Annotated in this window: 18 protein-coding genes; 7 read left to right on the plus strand and 11 right to left on the minus strand. The window is 69.2% G+C overall.

Features of this window, described 5'->3' with window-relative positions:
* The first annotated feature begins 10 nt into the window (after positions 1-10).
* From ACFWY9_RS13135 to ACFWY9_RS13145, 3 genes are all read left to right on the plus strand, one after another.
* A complete protein-coding gene (locus ACFWY9_RS13135; protein ID WP_378326185.1) occupies positions 11-613 on the plus strand; it encodes a hypothetical protein in 603 nt (200 codons plus the stop codon).
* 108 nt (positions 614-721) lie between these two features.
* A complete protein-coding gene (locus ACFWY9_RS13140) occupies positions 722-1,195 on the plus strand; it encodes a nucleoside deaminase (protein WP_378326186.1) in 474 nt (157 codons plus the stop codon).
* Positions 1,196-1,204: 9 nt separating this feature from the next.
* A complete protein-coding gene (locus ACFWY9_RS13145; RefSeq protein ID WP_378326187.1) occupies positions 1,205-2,167 on the plus strand; it encodes an isopenicillin N synthase family dioxygenase in 963 nt (320 codons plus the stop codon).
* On the opposite strand, the gene ACFWY9_RS13150 is transcribed toward ACFWY9_RS13145, so the two are convergent.
* Positions 2,164-3,426, minus strand: a complete 1,263-nt coding sequence (locus ACFWY9_RS13150) for a diguanylate cyclase (protein ID WP_378326188.1) — start codon at positions 3,424-3,426, stop codon at positions 2,164-2,166. The genes ACFWY9_RS13145 and ACFWY9_RS13150 overlap by 4 nt on opposite strands.
* Before the next feature lie 259 nt (positions 3,427-3,685).
* Here ACFWY9_RS13150 and ACFWY9_RS13155 point away from each other — a divergent pair, with 259 nt between their 5' ends.
* From ACFWY9_RS13155 to ACFWY9_RS13165, 3 genes are all read left to right on the plus strand, one after another.
* Positions 3,686-4,645: a chitinase gene (locus tag ACFWY9_RS13155; protein WP_378326189.1), complete on the plus strand. Its 960-nt coding sequence runs from the start codon at positions 3,686-3,688 to the stop codon at positions 4,643-4,645.
* Between the two features lie 383 nt (positions 4,646-5,028).
* Positions 5,029-6,126 carry a tryptophan dimethylallyltransferase family protein gene (locus ACFWY9_RS13160; RefSeq protein ID WP_378326191.1) on the plus strand — a complete coding sequence of 366 codons (1,098 nt, stop codon included), beginning with the start codon at positions 5,029-5,031 and terminating at the stop codon, positions 6,124-6,126.
* A 78-nt stretch (positions 6,127-6,204) separates the two neighbouring features.
* Positions 6,205-7,575, plus strand: coding sequence for a tryptophanase (locus tag ACFWY9_RS13165; protein WP_378326192.1), 1,371 nt, complete (start codon positions 6,205-6,207; stop codon positions 7,573-7,575).
* 113 nt (positions 7,576-7,688) lie between these two features.
* On the opposite strand, the gene ACFWY9_RS13170 is transcribed toward ACFWY9_RS13165, so the two are convergent.
* The 5 genes from ACFWY9_RS13170 to ACFWY9_RS13190 all read right to left on the minus strand — a co-directional run bounded on the left by ACFWY9_RS13170 (position 7,689) and on the right by ACFWY9_RS13190 (position 12,526).
* On the minus strand, positions 7,689-8,243 hold the full coding sequence (locus ACFWY9_RS13170; protein WP_378326193.1) for an ATP/GTP-binding protein: 555 nt from the start codon (positions 8,241-8,243) through the stop codon (positions 7,689-7,691).
* Positions 8,244-8,259: 16 nt separating this feature from the next.
* Positions 8,260-8,631 (minus strand): DUF742 domain-containing protein, encoded by a 372-nt coding sequence (locus ACFWY9_RS13175; RefSeq protein WP_378326194.1) that lies wholly within the window; start codon positions 8,629-8,631, stop codon positions 8,260-8,262.
* 156 nt (positions 8,632-8,787) lie between these two features.
* Entirely contained in the window at positions 8,788-9,213 is a 426-nt protein-coding gene (locus tag ACFWY9_RS13180; RefSeq protein WP_378326196.1) for a roadblock/LC7 domain-containing protein, read from the minus strand.
* 64 nt (positions 9,214-9,277) lie between these two features.
* Complete coding sequence (locus ACFWY9_RS13185; RefSeq protein WP_378326197.1) at positions 9,278-11,653, minus strand: nitrate- and nitrite sensing domain-containing protein; 2,376 nt, start codon at positions 11,651-11,653, stop codon at positions 9,278-9,280.
* A gap of 342 nt (positions 11,654-11,995) precedes the next feature.
* Positions 11,996-12,526 carry a helix-turn-helix domain-containing protein gene (locus ACFWY9_RS13190; RefSeq protein ID WP_378326218.1) on the minus strand — a complete coding sequence of 177 codons (531 nt, stop codon included), beginning with the start codon at positions 12,524-12,526 and terminating at the stop codon, positions 11,996-11,998.
* A gap of 70 nt (positions 12,527-12,596) precedes the next feature.
* Here ACFWY9_RS13190 and ACFWY9_RS13195 point away from each other — a divergent pair, with 70 nt between their 5' ends.
* Positions 12,597-13,490, plus strand: coding sequence for an alpha/beta fold hydrolase (locus tag ACFWY9_RS13195; RefSeq protein WP_378326198.1), 894 nt, complete (start codon positions 12,597-12,599; stop codon positions 13,488-13,490).
* A gap of 9 nt (positions 13,491-13,499) precedes the next feature.
* Here the strand turns inward: ACFWY9_RS13195 and ACFWY9_RS13200 are convergent, their stop codons facing one another.
* Genes ACFWY9_RS13200 through ACFWY9_RS13220 form a run of 5 tightly spaced genes read right to left on the minus strand, consistent with a single transcriptional unit; the run spans position 13,500 to position 18,444 of the window.
* The gene (locus ACFWY9_RS13200; RefSeq protein ID WP_378326200.1) at positions 13,500-13,763 is read right to left on the minus strand and encodes a hypothetical protein; all 264 of its coding nucleotides are present in this window, start codon (positions 13,761-13,763) and stop codon (positions 13,500-13,502) included.
* 25 nt (positions 13,764-13,788) lie between these two features.
* Positions 13,789-14,475: a TetR/AcrR family transcriptional regulator gene (locus tag ACFWY9_RS13205; RefSeq protein WP_378326201.1), complete on the minus strand. Its 687-nt coding sequence runs from the start codon at positions 14,473-14,475 to the stop codon at positions 13,789-13,791.
* On the minus strand, positions 14,475-15,308 hold the full coding sequence (locus ACFWY9_RS13210; RefSeq protein WP_378326202.1) for an SDR family oxidoreductase: 834 nt from the start codon (positions 15,306-15,308) through the stop codon (positions 14,475-14,477). Before ACFWY9_RS13210 ends, ACFWY9_RS13205 begins: the two co-directional genes overlap by 1 nt.
* A gap of 8 nt (positions 15,309-15,316) precedes the next feature.
* On the minus strand, positions 15,317-16,474 hold the full coding sequence (locus tag ACFWY9_RS13215) for an acyl-CoA dehydrogenase family protein (protein WP_378326219.1): 1,158 nt from the start codon (positions 16,472-16,474) through the stop codon (positions 15,317-15,319).
* A gap of 2 nt (positions 16,475-16,476) precedes the next feature.
* Positions 16,477-18,444, minus strand: a complete 1,968-nt coding sequence (locus tag ACFWY9_RS13220) for an acetyl/propionyl/methylcrotonyl-CoA carboxylase subunit alpha (protein ID WP_378326203.1) — start codon at positions 18,442-18,444, stop codon at positions 16,477-16,479.

The following is an 18,444-nucleotide window of genomic DNA, read 5'->3' on the forward strand; positions in this document are numbered from 1 at the left end:
GAGGAGAGAAATGCGCAATACCACCAGAAAAGCGGGAATCCTCGCGGCGAGCCTCGCCGCCGTCGCGGCCACGGCGGCGGCCCCGGGTATCGCGGCGGCGTCCACTCAGGACGAGCCGACCGTCCGGCAGCTGCTCGACCAGTGCAACCAGGGCCGCACCGACGTGTGCGACTTCCACCCGTCCGGTTCCCCGCAGGTGTACCGGGGTCAGTACCAGCTCGCCGGTGGCGCGACGAACTGCTCCGGGAGCAACTCGACGCGGGTCATCCGCTGGGAGTCCTCCCAGAGCACGACGAACAGTATCGGCGTCGAGATCAGCGCCAACGTCAAGATCGGGAAGAGCTTCGAACTCGGCTTCAAGGCGTCGTACGGGCACGAATGGACCTGGTCGAGCACGAAGGCCGACGAGATCCGGCAGGACGTCGGTCCGCGCCAGGCGGTGAACATCTACGCCGCGCCGATGCGCACCAAGGTCCGCGGTACCTACGAACTGCACTTCGGCAGCCCCTACTACGGCCACTACTACTGGTACGTCAACAACGTCGAGATCGACGGACCGGACAGCAACCCGGCGTGGGACACCCGCGCCCAGTCCACGAACGCCAACTGCTGACCCGCGTTCCCTCAGGAGGGGCACGCCCGCCTCGACCGGACGTGCCCCTTGGCGCAGGCCGGCCCCCACCGGCTTGCCAGCGGCTCCCCGGCACCGGAGAGTGGGCACATGCAGGAACTCGACCCCGCGCCACTGCTCGCCGTCGCCCGTGAGGAAGCCCTGCTGGGCAAGTCCGAGGGCGGGGTGCCGATCGGCGCCGCCCTGTTCACCACCGGCGGCGCGCTGCTCGGCCGCGGGCACAACCGGCGTGTCCAGGACGGCGACCCCTCGATGCACGCCGAGACCGCGGCGTTCCGCGCCGCCGGGCGCCGCCCGCACTACCGCGACACGATCATGGTCACGACACTCTCGCCGTGCTGGTACTGCAGCGGACTGGTCCGGCAGTTCGGTATCGGCCACGTCGTCATCGGCGAAGCCACGACGTTCCACGGCGGCCACGACTGGCTCGCCGAAAACGGCGTCGGGATCACCCTGCTCGACGACGCCGAGTGCGTCGCGCTGATGACCGCGTTCATCGCCGAGCACCCGGAACTGTGGTTCGAGGACATCGGCGTCGAAGAATCCATTTCGGACAGTCACTGAGGGGCCGCCATGCCGTCGTCCGTTCCGCTCGTCGACCTCTCCCCCTGGTTCGAGGGCACCCCGTCCGGCCGCGCCGCGGTCGCCGCCGAACTCGACCGCGCGCTGCGGGATTCGGGTTTCCTGCTCGTCACCGGTCATGGCGTCCCCGACGAACTGCGCGCCAGGACTCGGGAACTGGCACGCCGGTTCTTCGCGCTGCCCGAAGACGTCAAACAGCGGTACGCGGTTTCCGTGGGCGGTCGTGGCTGGCTGCCGCCGGGTGCCGAAGCGAACGGCTACGCCGAAGGCACCGAGACCCCGCCGGATCTCAAGGAGTCGTACTCGTCCGGCGCCGACACCGGCGTCGGAAACCCGGCCATCGACGGTTTCTGGTTCCAGCGCAATGTCTGGCCCGCCGAGGTCCCGGAACTCGAGGCCGCCGCGAACGAGTACATGGCACGCATGCGCGCCCTTTCGGACGAACTGCTGACGGCGTTCGCCGTCGCGCTTTCCCTGGAGGTAGACCACTTCACCCGGCACACCGGCCACCCGACGTACACCTTCAACGTCAACTGGTACCCGCCGATGACCCACGTCGGAACGCCGGCGCCGGACCAGTTCCGCATCGGCCCGCACACCGACTTCGGGACCGTGACCGTGCTCGACCGCCAGGCCGGGCTGGGCGGGCTGCAGGTCTGCACGTCCGACGGGCGATGGGAGGACGCGCCGTTCGACCCGGCGGCGTTCACCGTCAACATCGGCGACCTGATGGCCCGCTGGACCGGCGGCCGCTGGCGCTCCACCCGCCACCGCGTCCTCCCGCCCGACGCGAACGCCCCCGACGAGGACCTGGTGTCGCTGATCTTCTTCTACGAGACCGATCACGACGCCCGCATCACCTCACTGGGCCCGCCGATCGGCCACACGGCGTATCCGGACGTCATCGCCGCCGACTACCTCCGCGAAAAGCTCGACGCCATCACCGTCGGCTAAGCGGCCGGACCGGTCTCGGCACACACAGTCCGATTCCGCCCGGACCGCTTCGCGCGGCCCAGCGCTCCCCGCGCCGCCGCGAGGACATCGTCAAGAGTGTCCCCGTCACCGGGAAGCGCGGCCACCCCGATCGACACGGTCGTCCCGGCGAACTGCGGCGCGTCGCCCGCCGACTTGAGCGAAACGGCGGTGGCCGCCACCCGCAGCCGCAACCGTTCCGCGATGGCCAGCGCGTCGAACCGGCCGGTGGCGGGCAGCAGGACCACGAACTCCCCGCCACCCGAACGTCCGACGAGATCGGCCGAACGGACCTCGGCACGCAGGGCGTCGGCGACCGCGCGCAGCACGGCGTCGCCGATCCCACGGCCGTGCCAGTCGTTGAGCTGACCGAAACGGTCGAGGTCCAGCAGCAGCGCGGCCGCGCCGGGACCTCGCCGCAGCCGGGCGGCCTCCGCTTTCGCCGCCTCCCGCCAGGATTCGGCGGTGAGCACCGCGGTGAGCGAGTCGAGCGTGACCTCTCCGCGCCCCCGGGCAGGCGAACCGCGGTGCAGGACCACGACGGCACCGGCGAGCAGCGGCACCAGGAGCGGGGCACCCACCAGCACCACAGCGAGGACGACACCCAGCGCGACCATCGCCGCGTCGAAGGCGTACCCGGACGGCGCCGCGGCGCCGAGCACGCGCACCAGAGCGGCATTGACCAGGAAGAACACCAGGCCCGACGCGAAAATCAGCCCGACGACGCGGGAATCGGCGCCGATCCCGGACAGCGGATCGCCCACGGTGAGACCGAGGAACGCGGACGCGAGCACCGCCGCGCAGACCGTCGCGGCCACACCGAAAACCTGCCGGTGCGGCAGCCGGCGACGCACGCGGAGCCAGCGATACGCGCCCGAGATCACGACCAGCCCGGCGGCGGGCCCTGGCGGCAGGATCAGCACACCGGCGAAGATCCACGGAAGGTCGATGCCGGAGTCAAGGACGTCCACCCGAACCCGCTCGACTGTCCGGCACAGCTCCGCGCAGACCAGTAATCCGGCGAGGAGCACGACGAACGGCAGCAGGACCGGCCGAGACGGCGGGAACCGGACTGCGGCGAGCGCGGTGCCCGCCACGGCCACGACGTCGACGGCGAGGAGATACCAGACCAGCCCGCGGCGCGGCAGCCGCCACAGCGCCCAGTCCGCGGCCCCGGCGATCAGCGGGACCCGGCCGCGACGGCGCCCGTTCCCGGCTGCCATCGCGGATTCCCCCACCATCACGGCAAAGTAGCCGGTCGCCCCGGCTGGTGTCACTCCGCCTTCAGGGGCATCTGTCCTGGTCACACCGCCACGCGCCGCAGCCGGGCGGGCACGTCGAGTACGCGGCTTCCCTCTCATCGGGAGCGTTGACAAGCACATTGGTCTAGTCCACGGTGTGTGAGCACACAGTGACCTCCTGCTGATCCCGCCGCATCAGGCACCGGAGGCGCTCCACCCCAGCACGCCCGTCGAGGTGCGTGAACTCGTTGGAGGGCCTATGAAAACCCTGCGTCGCCTGGCCACCCTCGCGGCTGCCGCCGGTGCGGCGGCCGTCACCGCGGTCGGCCTCGCCCCCGCCGCGAGCGCGGCCCCGGATCCCGTGCTCGCCTCGCCCTACCTCTACCAATGGGGCGGTCAGACGAGCGCCTCCGCGGCCATGTCCGCGACCGGCGTGAAAGCGTTTACTCTCGCGTTCATGCTGTCGGACGGCGGCTGCACCCCCAAATGGGACGGCACCCGCGCGCTGACCGGCTCGGACGCCACGATGATCAACCAGATCCGGTCCGCGGGCGGGGACGTCATCCCCTCCTTCGGCGGCTGGTCCGGCACGAAGCTCGGCGCCAAGTGCAGCTCGGCGAGCGCGCTCGCCGGCGCGTACCAGAAGGTGATCGACGCCTACAAGCTCAAGGCCATCGACCTCGACATCGAGAACACCGACGAGTTCGAGAACGCGGCGGTGCAGGACCGCATCCTCAACGCCGTCAAGCTCACCAAGCAGAAGAATCCCGGGCTGCGCGTGGTGATCACCATCGGCACCGAGACCACCGGCCCGAACACCTGGGGCAAACGGCTCATCAACCAGGCCAAGGCGATCGGCGCGAACGTCGACGTGTGGTCGGTCATGCCCTTCGACTTCTCGAACGGCGGGGACATGGCCGCGCACACGAAGAGCGCGGTCGACGGGTTGAAGAACCAGCTCAAGACGACGTTCGGCTGGAACGACGACGTGGCCTACCGGCACAGTGGACTGTCCTCGATGAACGGCAAGACCGACAACGCGGGAGAAGTCGTCACGGTCGCGAACTTCAAGGCGATCCGGGACTACGCGGCCGGTCACCACCTGGCCCGGTTCACCTTCTGGGCCACCAACCGCGACTGCTCCGGCGGCGGCGAATGCAGCGGGATCTCCCAGGGCAAGTACGACTTCACCAAGATCGTGGCAGGCTACACCGGCTGAGACCCGCCGCGCGGGGCCGTACCTGACGCGTCGCCCGGCATGTCAGGCACGGCCTCGCGCGGCCTCCGGACACGTGTTCTTGGTCACATCTTCCCCGAAGATCGCGAGCCACAATGGACACCGTCCGTGCACGACGGGGTCCGGCGACGACAGACCGCCGGGTCCACTAGCGACAGTTCGTCATTCTGTCCAGATGATGTTCAGGTGAACTTGCCGAGGCGAACGCACGCTGGGGAACCACGTGATCATCACGACGTCCCGGCGCCTGGGGTAGCGCTTCGGAGAATGCACCGTTTAATCTCGTGACGACCTCGAAACCGCGCCACCGGATCACGGCGGCGCGGTCCGGGCCGACAGCACGAATGAGCGGTGAGCGCACTACCATGGCCAGAGCGGGTGTGTCGACAACGGATTTGTCACTCTACGAACACACCGGCGGACAACTTGACCGGCTTTGCCGGGTGGCCGGTTTCGACGGAAAGGACCGGCGGCATCTGGAACTGCTCGAAGGTTTACTCGGACCCGGCGGCGAAAACAGCGTCGCGACGCCACCGGGGTGGAATTCGAACGTAGCCGACGACACTACCCCGATCGAATTCTCCCTCGCTTTCGACGCGACCGGCGAATACGTGGTGAGAGTACTCGGGGAAAACGTCGGGGCCAGAACACCGGGCGAGTTCCTCGGGACCGTCGCGGAACCGTACCGGCTCGACACCCGCAGGCTGGACGCGATCGCCGACCTGTTCCTCCCCCACGAGGAACGGCAGGGCCCGTTCACGATGTGGTACTCGCTGATCTTCCGGCCCGGCCACGAACCCAAGATCAAGGTCTACCTCAATCCGCAGATCAGCGGTCCCACCATGGCTGATTCCCTGGTCAACGAGGGTTTCCGGCGGCTGGGCATCGACGCCGCCTTCGATCCGGTCATCGAGCACGCACTGCCCCGCGGGGAACTGGACAACTTCGCCTTCTTCGCGCTGGACCTCGACGGCGGCCCGCTGTCACGGGTCAAGGTGTACGTCTCGCACGAGGCCGCCGAGTCCGCCGACGTCGAGCGTGCCGCCGAGCTCGTACCCGGCGTCGACCCGTTGCACATCCGCGAATTCTGCGCCGTGCTCGGCGGCGGAAAAGGGCCGTTCGAGGGGCGGCCGCTCATCTCGAGCTATTCCTTCGTCGAGGGAGACGAAGGCCGTCCCAGCAATTACAGTCTCTACCTCCCCATTCGAAGCTACGTCCCCGACGACGAAGTGGCCCGCGCCAGGGTACTGGCCATCATGGCGCAGTACGACCTCGATGGAACGATACTGGACAAAGCCATCGACGCGGTCACGGAAAGGCCACTGAGACACGGCGTTGGTCTGATCGCGCACGTTTCGCTTCGGTTAGGAGATATCGGCGCCGGAATTACCGTATATCTGTCCTCCGAGGCCTATCAGGTCATGCCACCGGGGCGCCGCACCTTGCTCGGCGAACCAAGCTGACAACGTTGACAACCTGCCACCCCGTTCCCGCCAATTAAGACTCCGTCTATTACAGCCTCCGTTTATTAAGGAACTGAATTGCACACCTTCCCGCCCTATCGCGCCCAGGTCGTCGCCGAAATCCCGATCACCACCCGCGCGGAGCGGGAACGCGCGCTCGCCGAGGCCGGCTACAACGCGTTCAACCTGCCGGCGAACATGGTCACCATCGACCTGCTGACCGACTCGGGCACCGGCGCGGTGTCCACCGCCCAGGAGGCCGCCGCGGCCGCCGCGGACCGCTCGTACGCCGGTTCCGATTCCTTCCACCGCTTCCGTACCGCGCTGAGCGAGCTGACGCACTACCCGTACGTCCTGCCCGTCCACCAGGGCCGGGCCGCGGAGCGCGTCCTGTTCTCGAGCGTGCTCGCGGCGGGCAGGATTTCGCTGAGCAACACGCATTTCGACACCACGAGGGCGAACGTCGAGCTGCTGGGCGCCGAGGCGCGGGACCTGCCGTGCGCCGAGTTCGCCGATCTGGACAGCGACGAGCCGTTCAAGGGCAACATCGATCTCGACGCCGTGGAGCGGCTGCTGACCGGTCCGGAGAAACACCGGATCGGCATGGTGCTGATCACCATCACGAACAACGGCGGCGGCGGGCAGCCGGTGTCGATGGCCAACCTCACCGCGGCGAGCAGGCTGTGCCGCGCGCACAACGTGCCGATTTTCCTCGACGCCGCGCGGTTCGCCGAAAACGCCTGGCTGGTGACCCAGCGGGAAAGCGCTTACCAGGGCCGCACGCCCCGCGAGGTCGCCGAAGAGGCGTTCGGCCTCGTCGACGGCTGTGTCGCCAGCCTGAAGAAGGACGGCATCTCCCCCATGGGCGCGTTCATCGGGCTGAACGACGGCGAACTGGCGCAACGCTGCGAAACGAACCTCATCGCCACCGAGGGGTTCCGGACCTACGGCGGTCTCGGCGCACACGACCTCGACCGCGTCGCCAAGGGTGTGCTCGAGGTGCTCGACCCGAACTACCTCGCCGCCCGCGCGGCGGACGCCGCACGGCTGGCCGAGCAGGCCGCCGCCGCGGGCGTGGACATCGTGCGCCCGGCCGGGATCCACGCGCTCTACCTCAACGCCGGGCGGCTGCTGCCGCACATCCCGGCGAACCGGTTCCCCGGGCACTCGCTGGCCTGCGAACTGTATCTGGCGGGCGGGATCCGGTGTGTCGAACTGGGTTCGCTCTACCTTGGCACCCTGGACGACGACAACGAACTCGTGACGCCCGCGCCGTTCGAACTCGTCCGCGTCGCCCTCCCACGCCGGGTCTACACGCAGGCCCACTACGACTACGTCGCCGACGTACTCGCCGACATCGCCAAAAACCCGGAACAAGTCCCCGGCTACCGCATCGTCGAGGCCCCGAAGATCCTGCGCCACTTCAACCTCCGCATGGCCCCCGCCTGACCCCACCAGCGAACTCACGTACCCGGATGGTCGGATGGCGTCCCCAGGGAGTCGGTTCGTGAACCGACTCCCTGGGGACGTGAACCGACCTTCCCAGTACGCGAGCCGACGTTCTAGGCGCGTACCGGGGCGGCGGCCATGGCGTGTTTCACCAGGCGGATCAGCACGATCTTGCTGGAATCGCGGTCGCGCGCGTCGCACATCACGATCGGCACCCGGTCCGGGATGACGAGGGCCTCGCGGACCTCGTCGGCGGTGTAGCGGGGCGCGCCGTCGAAGCAGTTCACCGCGACGATGAAGGGAATCTTGCGGCGTTCGAAGAAGTCGATGGCGGCGAAGCTGGATTCCAGCCGCCGGGTGTCCACGAGCACGATGGTCCCGATCGCGCCGCGCGCCAGGTCGTCCCACATGAACCAGAAGCGTTCCTGGCCCGGGGTGCCGAACAGGTACAGCACGTGCCGCGTCGAGATGGTGATCCGGCCGAAGTCGAGCGCGACGGTGGTGGTCTTCTTGCGGTCCAATCCGGACAGATCGTCGACGCCGTCGCTGGCTTCGGTCAGTACCTCCTCTGTGGACAGTGGCGGGATCTCGCTGACCGAACCGACCAGCGTCGTTTTCCCCGCCCCGAACCCACCGGCCACGATGATCTTGACCGGCACGGGGATCATGTCCATCCCCTTGCCCTCAGAGCTTGATGAGGCCATCGAGCACCGCCTGAAGAGTCTCGTGGTCCGGCGCGTGCAACGGCTGCCGCGACGGGGAACGGGTGAGGACGAGGCCGCGTTCGATCAGGTCACCGCACAGCACCCGGACGACGCCGAGCGGCAGCTTCACGAACACCGCGATTTCCGCGACCGACAACGGTTCGCGGCACAACCGCACGATCGCGGTGTGCTCGGGCCCCAGCCCCACCGGCTCCTGCGCGGACTTCAGCGTCATCACCTGGGTGGACAGGTCGAGCCACGCCTGCTCGGACGGCGTCCGGCCGCTGGTGATGGTGTAGGGCCGTACCAGCGGCCCGGCGGCCTCGTCGTACCAGCTGATCTCGCCGCTCATGCGATCGCCTCGCTCCGCGAGACAGTGTTCAATCCCTTTTGGCGCATGACATCCATGGTTCGCTCGCAAGCGTCGCTCACGCGATCGCCTCGCTCCGCGAGACAGTGTTGAATCCCTTTTGGCGCATGACATCCATGGTTCGCTCGCAAGCGTCGCTCACGTGGCCTCCCGCAGCACCGTAGCGGCCTCGCGCGGGCCGATGGTCAGATAGTCGCCGACCCGTTTCACCAGGCGGCTCATCTCGTAGGCGATCATCTCGACGTCGGTGTTCTCCCCGGCGAGCACGGCGAGGCAGGCGCCCTGCCCGGCGGCGGAGACGAAGAAGTACCCGCGCTCCATCTCGATCATGTTCTGCAGCACCTGCCCGCGGTTGAACTGCCTGCTCACCCCCTTCGCGAGGCTCTGCAGGCTCGACGCGATCGCCGAGAGCTGGTCCGAGTCGTCCTTGCTCATCCCCGCCGACTTGCCCATCAGCAGCCCGTCGGCGGACAGCACGATGGCGTTCTGCACGCCGACGACACGGCTGACGACGTCGTCGAGAAGCCAGTTGAGATCGGGTTTGGAGTTCCCGTACTCGTTCATGCGAACAGACCTTGACTTTCCTCTGTGGACGTTCCTTTGTGGACTTTCCGGGGTGCCCGCGGCGCTAGGCTTCGTCGGTCTCGGCGCGCCCCCTGCGAGTTCCCTTGTGGAAGGCGGTCAACGTGCGCGCGGTCGCCTCGCTGGCGCCACCCCCGTCGAACAAGCCGCCCTCGTCGGGATCGTCCTGGAGCTGGGCGACGAGATTCTGCTGCGGTTCGCGCCGGGGCAGCCGGGGCCGATCGTCGGCGGATTCCGCGCTCGCGGCGTCCGGTGCGGCGTCGCTCGCTTCGGCAACGGAAGCATCGGGCGGGGTCAGCGCGTGTGCCGGGTAAGGCCGTGGCTTCGTCTCCCGCACCACCGGGATCTGGCCGGTGAACGAATGGGATTCGCGCTCCCGCTTCCGTGGGGTGGGACTCGGGGCGCCCACCGGCTCGACGACCACGGTGTCCTCCTGCGTCGATCCGTTCCCCGGCTCCGCTCCGTCCGGTTCCTCCGGTTGTTCCCCGGCAAGGTGCCGGGTGGGGACCAGGACCGTGGCACGGGTGCCGCCGTAGCGCGAGATGTCGAACGTGACGGTGATCCCGAGCCGGGATGCCAGGCGTGCCACCACGAACAACCCGAGGCTGGAGTCCGCGCGCAGGGCCATCGCGTCGAATTCGGGGGCCTCGGCCATCATCGCGTTGGCCCACTCGCGGATGCCTTCCTTCATGCCGAGCCCCTGATCGGAGACGTCGACCACTACGCCGCGGGCGACCTCCCGGCTGGTCACCTCGACCGGGGATCCGGGCGGCGAGAACGACGTGGCGTTGTCGACCAGCTCGGCGATCAGGTGAATGGTGTCGGCGACGGCCGACCCGACGATCGCGACGTCCGCGACCTGGTCGACCTGGACCCGGGAGTACTGCTCGGTTTCCGACACCGCGGCGCGCAGCACCTCCATCAGGGACACCGGTTTGCGCCAGCGGCGGCCGGGCTGCTTGCCGCCGAGGATGATCAGGTTCTCGGTGGTGCGGCGCGCACGGGCGGCGAGGTGGTCGAGCTGGAACAGCGAGGCCAGCTGGGTCGAGTTCTCCTCCCTGCTCTCCATCTCGTCGAGGATCTGCAGCTGCCGGTGGACCAGGACCTGGTTGCGGTGCGCGATACCGAGGAACACGTTGTGCACACCGCTGCGAGCCTTCGCCTCGCTCGCCGCCGCGTTGACGGCGGTCAGCTGGGCGACGTTGAACGCCTCGGCCACCTGGCCGATCTCGTCGCGGCCGTGGTCGAGCCGGGGCAGTTCCTCCGACAGATCGACGGGTTCGCCGTTCTTGAGCCGGTCCACGATGCCGGGCAGGCGGTTGCGGGCGAGGTCGAGCGAGTCGGCGCGCAGGCGTTCGAGACGCGTCATCAGCGCGCGGTCGACGAGCGAGCGGGACACCCGCACCGCGACGATGATCGCCGCGAGCGAGGCGAGCAGCGCGATCACACTGCCGATGATCGCGTTGCGCAGCTGGGCGTTCCCGTCGTCGATCGCGGCGGCGGAGACCTTGTCGGCCTGCCCGATGGTCAGATCGGTGAGGGCGCGGGAAACCTGGGTGGTCGCACTGTCCCAATCGGACTCGGTGACCGGCACGGTGTTCTGCTCGCCGCGTGCCCACGGGCCGTGTTTGACCAGGAGGTTTTCGCTGTTCTCCAACCGTTTCCAGGCGTCGCTCGCCACCAGCGCCTGGTAGCGGTCGCGCATTTCCGGTTCGAGGAACGGCGCGATCTGGCTCAGCTGGGTGCGGTAGAAGCCGGACAGCTGGGTGAACTGGAGGAAGTCGTCGGGGGCGAACGTGCCCGCCGTGAAAGCCGAGGACACCAGCGACGTCTCGCGCGACATCAGGTCGCCGGCGCGGAAGACCGAGGTCGCGGAGATCGCGCCCTGCACCGCCGTGGCGTCGGGCACGACGCGCGCCTGGGTGTCGAACAGGTTCGCCGCGGTGTCCAGCACGCCGTTGTAGTAGCCGTTGACCTGAGCGCGGTCGATGCTGCGGAAGCCGACCTGCGAGCGCAGCACCGGCAGCTGCTCGAACTGGCGCTTCAGCGCGGTGACCTTGGTGGCGATCTCGTCGGGCGCGGTGGAAATCGCCGAGTCCAGCGCCGCGCGCAACCCGTCCAGCTTCTCGTCGGTGCTCTTCTGCTGTGCCTGCAACCGCGACTGGCCGCCGGCGGGATTGTCCAGGTAGCGCAGGGCGGCCTGGCGTTCCTGTTGCAGCGACGACAGCGCGGTGACCGCGGGGATCGACACCTCGCGCACGGACACCGCGACCAGCCGCACATACAGGCCGTTGATGAAGAAGTACGACGAGACCGCGGTCCACAGCACCAGCAGCGTCACACTGGGGATGAGAACAGTGCGCGTAAGCCTCTTGCGGATCGACTTGTCGTATGCCTTGCCGGACTCATCTTTACTCTGCACGAGGGCTCACGAACTCCTGAGTCGCGGTAGGCGAAAAGTCGGGACACAGCCGGGAATCCGGGTACGACGGCGGATGGGGGCTGCCGCGCTCACGACTTCTCGCCTCACCCTTCGCCTTGCCACGGAACGGATCGGGGCCCGTTTTTTATCATGATCCACGAGGCCGTGGTGGTCCGGTTCCGGCCCTGGGCCTGCGGGGGAAGGGGCGTTGACAGTTCTTGTCCGCCCGCCGTCCGCGTTTGTCGTGGTACCGGAGCTGAACAGAAAAGATCTCCCGCGATCGCTGGGCCGAACGAGTGAGGGCGAGATCACTGCTCCGCCATCCGGCGGGTCGCGCCGCGGTCAGGACGGCGGCCCCGGCTCCGCCGGGAAGAAGATCGGCGCGAGCAGGTGCCGGGTCCGTCCCGTTCGCGGCCGGTTGCCGACCCGCGCCGCGATGGCCGCGCGGACCTCCGCGGTCAGGCTCGCGCGTTCCTCCTCGTCGAGCCAGAGCGAGAACTGCTTGTACGAGACGCCGTCGGTGAACGGGTCGGCACCGTCGCGGGCGAGATAGACGTCGAACTCGGCGAGCAGCGACGCGACGACCGCGGCGAGCCCGCGCCGGTGCTCGTCGGCGGTCATCCGGGCGGCCTCCTCGGCGGGGATGACCGCGTGGCCGCGCCGGAGCCGGTAACTGCGCTCGACGGCGCCGCGGATCCGTTGCTCGCCTGCCACTTCGACCAGGCCGCCGTCGGCGAGCAGCGCAAGCTGCCGGTAGACGGTCGCCCTGGACACGTCGGGGAGCCGGTCGCAGAGTTGCGCGGTGGTGAAGACCCGCTCGTCGGCGACGGCCTGCACGATGCGCAGCCGGACCGGGTGCAGGAGCAGCGTCATGGTGTCCACGCGGCAATGATCTCATAACTGATATCATTCTCACCATCGAGATCAATGAGGGAGGGACCCGATGTCGCCACAGCACCCGCCCATCGGCCGGTACTACCGCGTGCACGGCAGGCAGCTGATGCTCGACCGGGCGGGGGAAGGCGCGCCGAGCGTGGTGTTCCTGCCCGGCGCCGGGCTCACCGGCCTGGACTACTGGAACCTGCACCGGCGCCTCGCCGGGCACACGACGTCGGTGCTCTACGACCGCGGCGGCACCGGCTGGAGCGAGGCGGCGAACTGGCCGCGCACCGCGGCCCAGGTCGTCGACGAACTGGTCGAACTCCTGGGCACAGCGGAAATCCCGGTGCCGTACGTGCTGGTGGGCCACTCCCTCGGCGGTGCGTACGCCCGCCGGTTCGCGCAACGTCACCCGGAGCTCGTCGCCGGGCTGGTGCTGCTCGAGCCCCTGCACGAGGACTGGGACCGGGTCATGCCGGAGCCGCTGCGCCTGTCCACCCAGGCTCCGGCGAGCGAGTCCATGCCGGAGTTCACCGACGAACTGGTCGAGCACTTCCGCGGCATCTTCGCCAGGGCCTTCGCGGAATGGCCGGACGAACTCCGCGAGCAGGCGGTCACCCGGCATCTCGACCCCGCCCTGCTGCTGCGCGGCATGGAGGAGAATCGGACCGCCCTCGCCGTCACCGGGGAACTGCGCGACGGCGGGCCGGTTCCCGACGTTCCGCTCGCCGTCGTCACCGCGCTCGGCATCGACCCCGGCCAGGCGCTGTTCCTGTCGGAGGAGGACCTCGCCGCGCAGAATGACGCGAAGCTGCGTCTCTACGGCGAAGTGGCGGCGCCCGGCGGCAAGCACGTGGTCCTGGACAGCGGCGGGCACAGCTCGCTGCACACCGACCGGCCGGACGACGTCACGCGGGCGATCCTCGACGTCCTCGCCGCCGCCGGGGAGCGCCCGTGACGGGTCGGCTCAGGCCGCGACCTTGACCGCGATCGCGGCCTGGCCCGCCTCGGTCAGCGTGGCGGGCACCCAGCCGGTGGCGGTCTCGGTGGCGGGACGGATGTACCCGGCGTGGGCCAGCGCGTGCGCGGTCATCTGATCGCAGCAGGCGAAACCGTCGATGAACAGGTCCGGTTCACAGCTGCACGACATCGTCGCCCGTCCGGCTGCCACCGCCTTCAACATCGCGATCGCGCGGTGGGTGAGCTCGACTGTTTCCCCAGATCCGGACACCGGACTGACCTTCCTCGTGTGGCACTTACCCTGAGTTATCGCTCATTGGGCCATTGGTGTTAGCCAGTTTTTCAGACGTTTCCGGGACAGGTCCGGTTCCTGCCAGCTTCTCCTCCAGGGTGTGCGCCCATTCGCGGGCGACGCGGCGGCGCCTGCGGGTGTCGTCGGTCAGCAGGTTCGCCAGGCCGAGGCCACGCCCGAGATCGAGAGTGGCCTGGACCAGTTCGCGGACGCCGGGCCGCGACTCGTCGACGCCGAGGAGTTCGACGGTCACCCGGTGCGCTTCCCGCCCGACCCTGGCCTCCAGCGGCACCAGGGTCGCGCGCAGCGACGCGTCGGTGGAGGCCACCACCCACAGCTGGAGCGCGGCGCGGAACATCGTTCCGGTGTAAATGTTCAGCACCATGTCGACGACGTGCTGGAACCGCGATGCCCCTTCGGGCACGTCGGCGGCCTGCGCGCGCAGCTCGTCGATCTGGGCCTCGCCCAGCATCTCCACCGCGGCGGCGACCAGGTCCTCCCGGGTGCGGAAATGGTGCTGCGCCGCACCTCGGGAGACCCCGGCCCGTTCGGCGATCACGCCGACGGTGACGCCGTTCCAGCCCCGCTCGGCCAGGCAGTCGACGGCGGCCTCGACGAGCCGCCGCCGCGTCGTCCGGCTGCGTTCCTGCTGGGGTTCGCGCGGGGTTTCGCGCTGGGGTTCCCGCAGCATCAGGACGGCTCGACCCAGAAGTCGAGCTGCAGATCCTCCTCGGAGCCCCCGATGCGGTACTTCGCGAAGTCGGTGACGCCCTCGGCGGCCAGCACCTCGTCGTCGATGAAGAAGTTCCCGGTGACCTCGCGGCTCGGTTTGGTCAGGACCACGTGCGCGGCGTCGGCCATGATCTCCGGCGTGCGGCTGCGCGAGGCCAGCTCGGCACCGACGACGTTGCGGATCGCGGCGGTGTCGATCGTGGTCCTCGGCCACAGCGAGTTGGCCGCGATGCCGTCCTTTTTCAGTTCCGCGGCCAGGCCGACGGTCACCAGGCTCATCGAGTACTTCGCGATGCTGTAGGCCAGATGCCCGGCGGTGAACCACTTCTCGTCGAGGCTGATCGGCGGCGACAGCGTGAGCACGTGCGGGTTCGCCGCGGCGCGCAGGTGCGGGATGGCGAGCTTCGAGAGCAGGAACGTGCCGCGGGCGTTGATGTCCTGCATGAGGTCGTAGCGCTTCATGCTGACGGCCTCGGTCGGGGTCAGGTCGATCGCGCTCGCGTTGTTCACCACGATGTCGATCCCGCCGAACTGCTCGACGGTCTTCGCGACGGCCGCGGCGACGCCCTCGTCGTCGCGGACGTCGCCGACGATGGGCAGCGCGTGCCCGCCCGCCTCCTCGATCGCCTTGGCCGCGGTGTGGATCGTGCCGGGCAGTTTCGGGTGCGGTTCGGCGGTTTTCGCCAGCAGCGCGACGTTCGCGCCGTCGCGGGCCGCGCGCAGCGCGATGGCCTCGCCGATGCCCCGGCTGCCGCCGGACATGATGATGGTCTTACCGTCCAAAGTAGACAAAGCGGCTCCTAGTACGACTTGGGAAGGCCGAGGCTGTGCTGGCCGACGAAGTTGAGCACCATCTCCCGGCTCACCGGCGCGATCCGCCCCAGCCGCACCGACGTCAGCAGCGTGCCGAGGCCGTACTCGGTGGCGAGGCCGTTGCCGCCGTGGGTCTGCACGGCCTGGTCCACGGCGTGGATCGCGGCTTCGGCGGCGGCGTACTTCGCCATGTTCGCCGACTCCCCCGCGCCGAAGTCGTCACCGGAGTCGTACAGCGTCGCGGCCTTCTGCGTCATCAGCTTCGCCAGTTCCAGCTCGACCTTGATCTCCGCGAGCGGATGCGCGAGCCCCTGGTGCGAGCCGATCGGGACGCCCCAGACCTGTCGCTGGTTGGCGTAGCCCACGGCCTTGTCGAGCGCGTAGCGGGTGATGCCGAGGGAGAACGACGCGCCCATGATGCGTTCCGGATTGAGCCCGGCGAACAGCTGCGCGATCGCCGCGTCCTCCTCGCCGACCAGCGCCTCGGCGGGCAGGTGGACGTCGTCGAGGAACAGCGAGAACTGGTTCTCCGGCGCCACGATGTCCATCGGGATCTTCGTGTACTCGAAGCCGGGCGCGTCCGTGGGGAGGATGAACAGCGCGGGCTTGAGCTTGCCGGTCTTGGCGTCCTCGGTGCGTCCGACGATGAGGACCGCGTCGGCCTCGTCGACACCGGAGATGAAGACCTTGCGGCCGCTGAGGATCCAGCCGTCGCCGTCGCGCTTGGCGGTGGTGGTGATCCGGTGCGAGTTGGACCCGGCGTCCGGTTCGGTGATCGCGAAGACCATCCGCCTGCTGCCGTCGGCGATGCCGGGCAGCCACGTCTTCTTCTGGTCCTCGGTGCCGAACCGGGAGATCACCGTGCCGCAGATGGCCGGGGACACCACCATGAGCAGCAGCGGGCAGCCCGCCGCGGCCAGTTCCTCCAGCACCGCCGCGAGATCGGCGATGCCGGCACCCCCGCCGCCGTACTCCTCGGGCAGGTTGACGCCCAGGTAGCCGAGCTGCCCGGCCTCGTGCCACAGCTCGTCGGTCTTGGCGCCGGCGCGAGCCTGCTTCATGTAGTACTCGCCGCCGTACTTCTTCCCCAGCTCCGCCACCGCCTTGCGGAGCTCGGTCCGCTCCTCGGGTTCGGTGAAGTTCATCGTCATGCCCCGTCTCCCACCGCTTCGTCTCCCACCACTGCCAGAACCGTGCCCACTTCGACCTGCTGCCCGACCGTCACCGGAAGTGCGGTCACCACCCCGTCGGCGGGGGCGGTGATCCGGTGTTCCATCTTCATCGCTTCCAGCCACAGCACCGGATCCCCCGCCGCCACGGTGTCGCCGACCCGAGCGCCCAGCCGCACCACCGTGCCCGGCATGGGCGCGACGAGCGATCCCGCCGCCAGCGCGGCGTCCGGGTCGGCGAAGCGCGGCACGACGCTCAGCGCGATGGGCCCCAGCACAGAGTCCACATAGGACTTATCGCCGTAGCGTGCGACGTCGAAGGTGCGCCGGACACCCGCGACGTCGAGGACGACACGTTCCGGCTCGGCACTGACGAGCGTGACGTCGTCGTAGCCCTCGGCACGCAGGCCGTCCCTCGTCAGCGTGTAGACGACCTCGTACTCGTTGTCCCCGGCGGAGAATCGCTTACGCTGGCCCGCGGAGCGGACGTTGCGCCAGCCGCTGGGCAGCCTGCTCCACATCGTCGCGGCGGCCCGGTTACCCGCCGCGTCCGCCAGTGCCGCCGCGAGTGCCGAGAGCCGTTCCGTGTCCACTGTGGCCAGTGACTTCGCGAGGACGTCGAGCCCGTGCCGATCGAAGAACGCCGTGTCGGTTTCCCCGGCGAGGAAGGCGTCGTGCCGCAGGATGTTCACCAGCAGCTCGCGGTTGGTGACGACGCCGTGGATCTTCGCGCCGGCCAGTGCCTTCGCCAGCCGCCGGGCCGCCGAGGCGCGGTCCGGCGCCCAGACGATCACCTTGGCGAGCATCGGGTCGTAGTGCACGCCGACGACGGACCCGCTCACGAAACCGGAGTCGAGCCGCAGCCCGGGACCGTGCTCGAATTCACGGTCCACATCGGACAGATCGAAGCGGTGCAGTGTTCCGCTCTGCGGCTGCCAGCCTTCGGCGGGGTCTTCGGCGTAGAGCCGGACCTCGATGGCGTGCCCGGTGGTCGGCGGCGGGTCGGCGGGCAGCCGGGCGCCTTCGGCGACGCGCAGCTGCAACGCGACGAGATCGGTGCCGGTGACGCATTCGGTCACCGGGTGCTCGACCTGCAGCCGGGTGTTCATCTCCAGGAAGTAGAACCGGCCGTCCGGCCCGGCGAGGAATTCGACCGTCCCGGCGCCGACGTAGTCGATCGCCTTGGCCGCCTTGCGGGCCGCCTCGAACAGCTCCTCGCGCATCGCGGCGTCCACGAGCGGGGACGGCGCCTCCTCGACGACCTTCTGGTGCCGCCGCTGGATCGAGCATTCCCGCTCCCCCAGCGCCCATACCGTGCCGTGCGTGTCGGCCAGTACCTGGACCTCGATGTGCCGCCCGGTCTCCAGGTACCGCTCACAGAACACGGTCGGATCGCCGAAGGCCGAACCGGCCTCGGCACGGGCGCTCTCGACGGCTTCCGCGAGCTCGTCCAGCTTCCGGACCACACGCATGCCGCGTCCGCCGCCACCGGCGGACGCCTTGACCAGCAAGGGAAGATCGGCCTCGGTGACCTCGCCAGGGTCCAGTTCGGACAGTACGGGAACCCCGGCGGCCGCCATCAGCCGCTTGGACTCCACTTTGGAGCCCATCGTCGCGATGGCTTCCGGTGGCGGCCCGACCCAGGTCAGCCCCGCGTCGAGGACGGCACGGGCGAACGCGGCGTTCTCGGACAGGAACCCGTACCCAGGGTGGATCGCGTCCGCGCCGCTGCCGGCGGCGGCCTTGACGAGCAGATCGGCACGCAGGTACGTCTCGGAAGGGGCATTGCCCGGCAGGCGGACGGCGACGTCGGCCTCGGTCGCGTGCGGTGTCCCGGCGTCGGCGTCGGAGAACACCGCGACGGTGCCGATCCCGGAGTCGCGGCAGGTCCGGAACACGCGGCGGGCGATTTCGCCGCGGTTGGCGACCAGCAGGTTCTGAATCAC

It is taken from the genome of Amycolatopsis sp. NPDC059027 (assembly GCF_042739735.1).
GTDB lineage: Bacteria > Actinomycetota > Actinomycetes > Mycobacteriales > Pseudonocardiaceae > Amycolatopsis.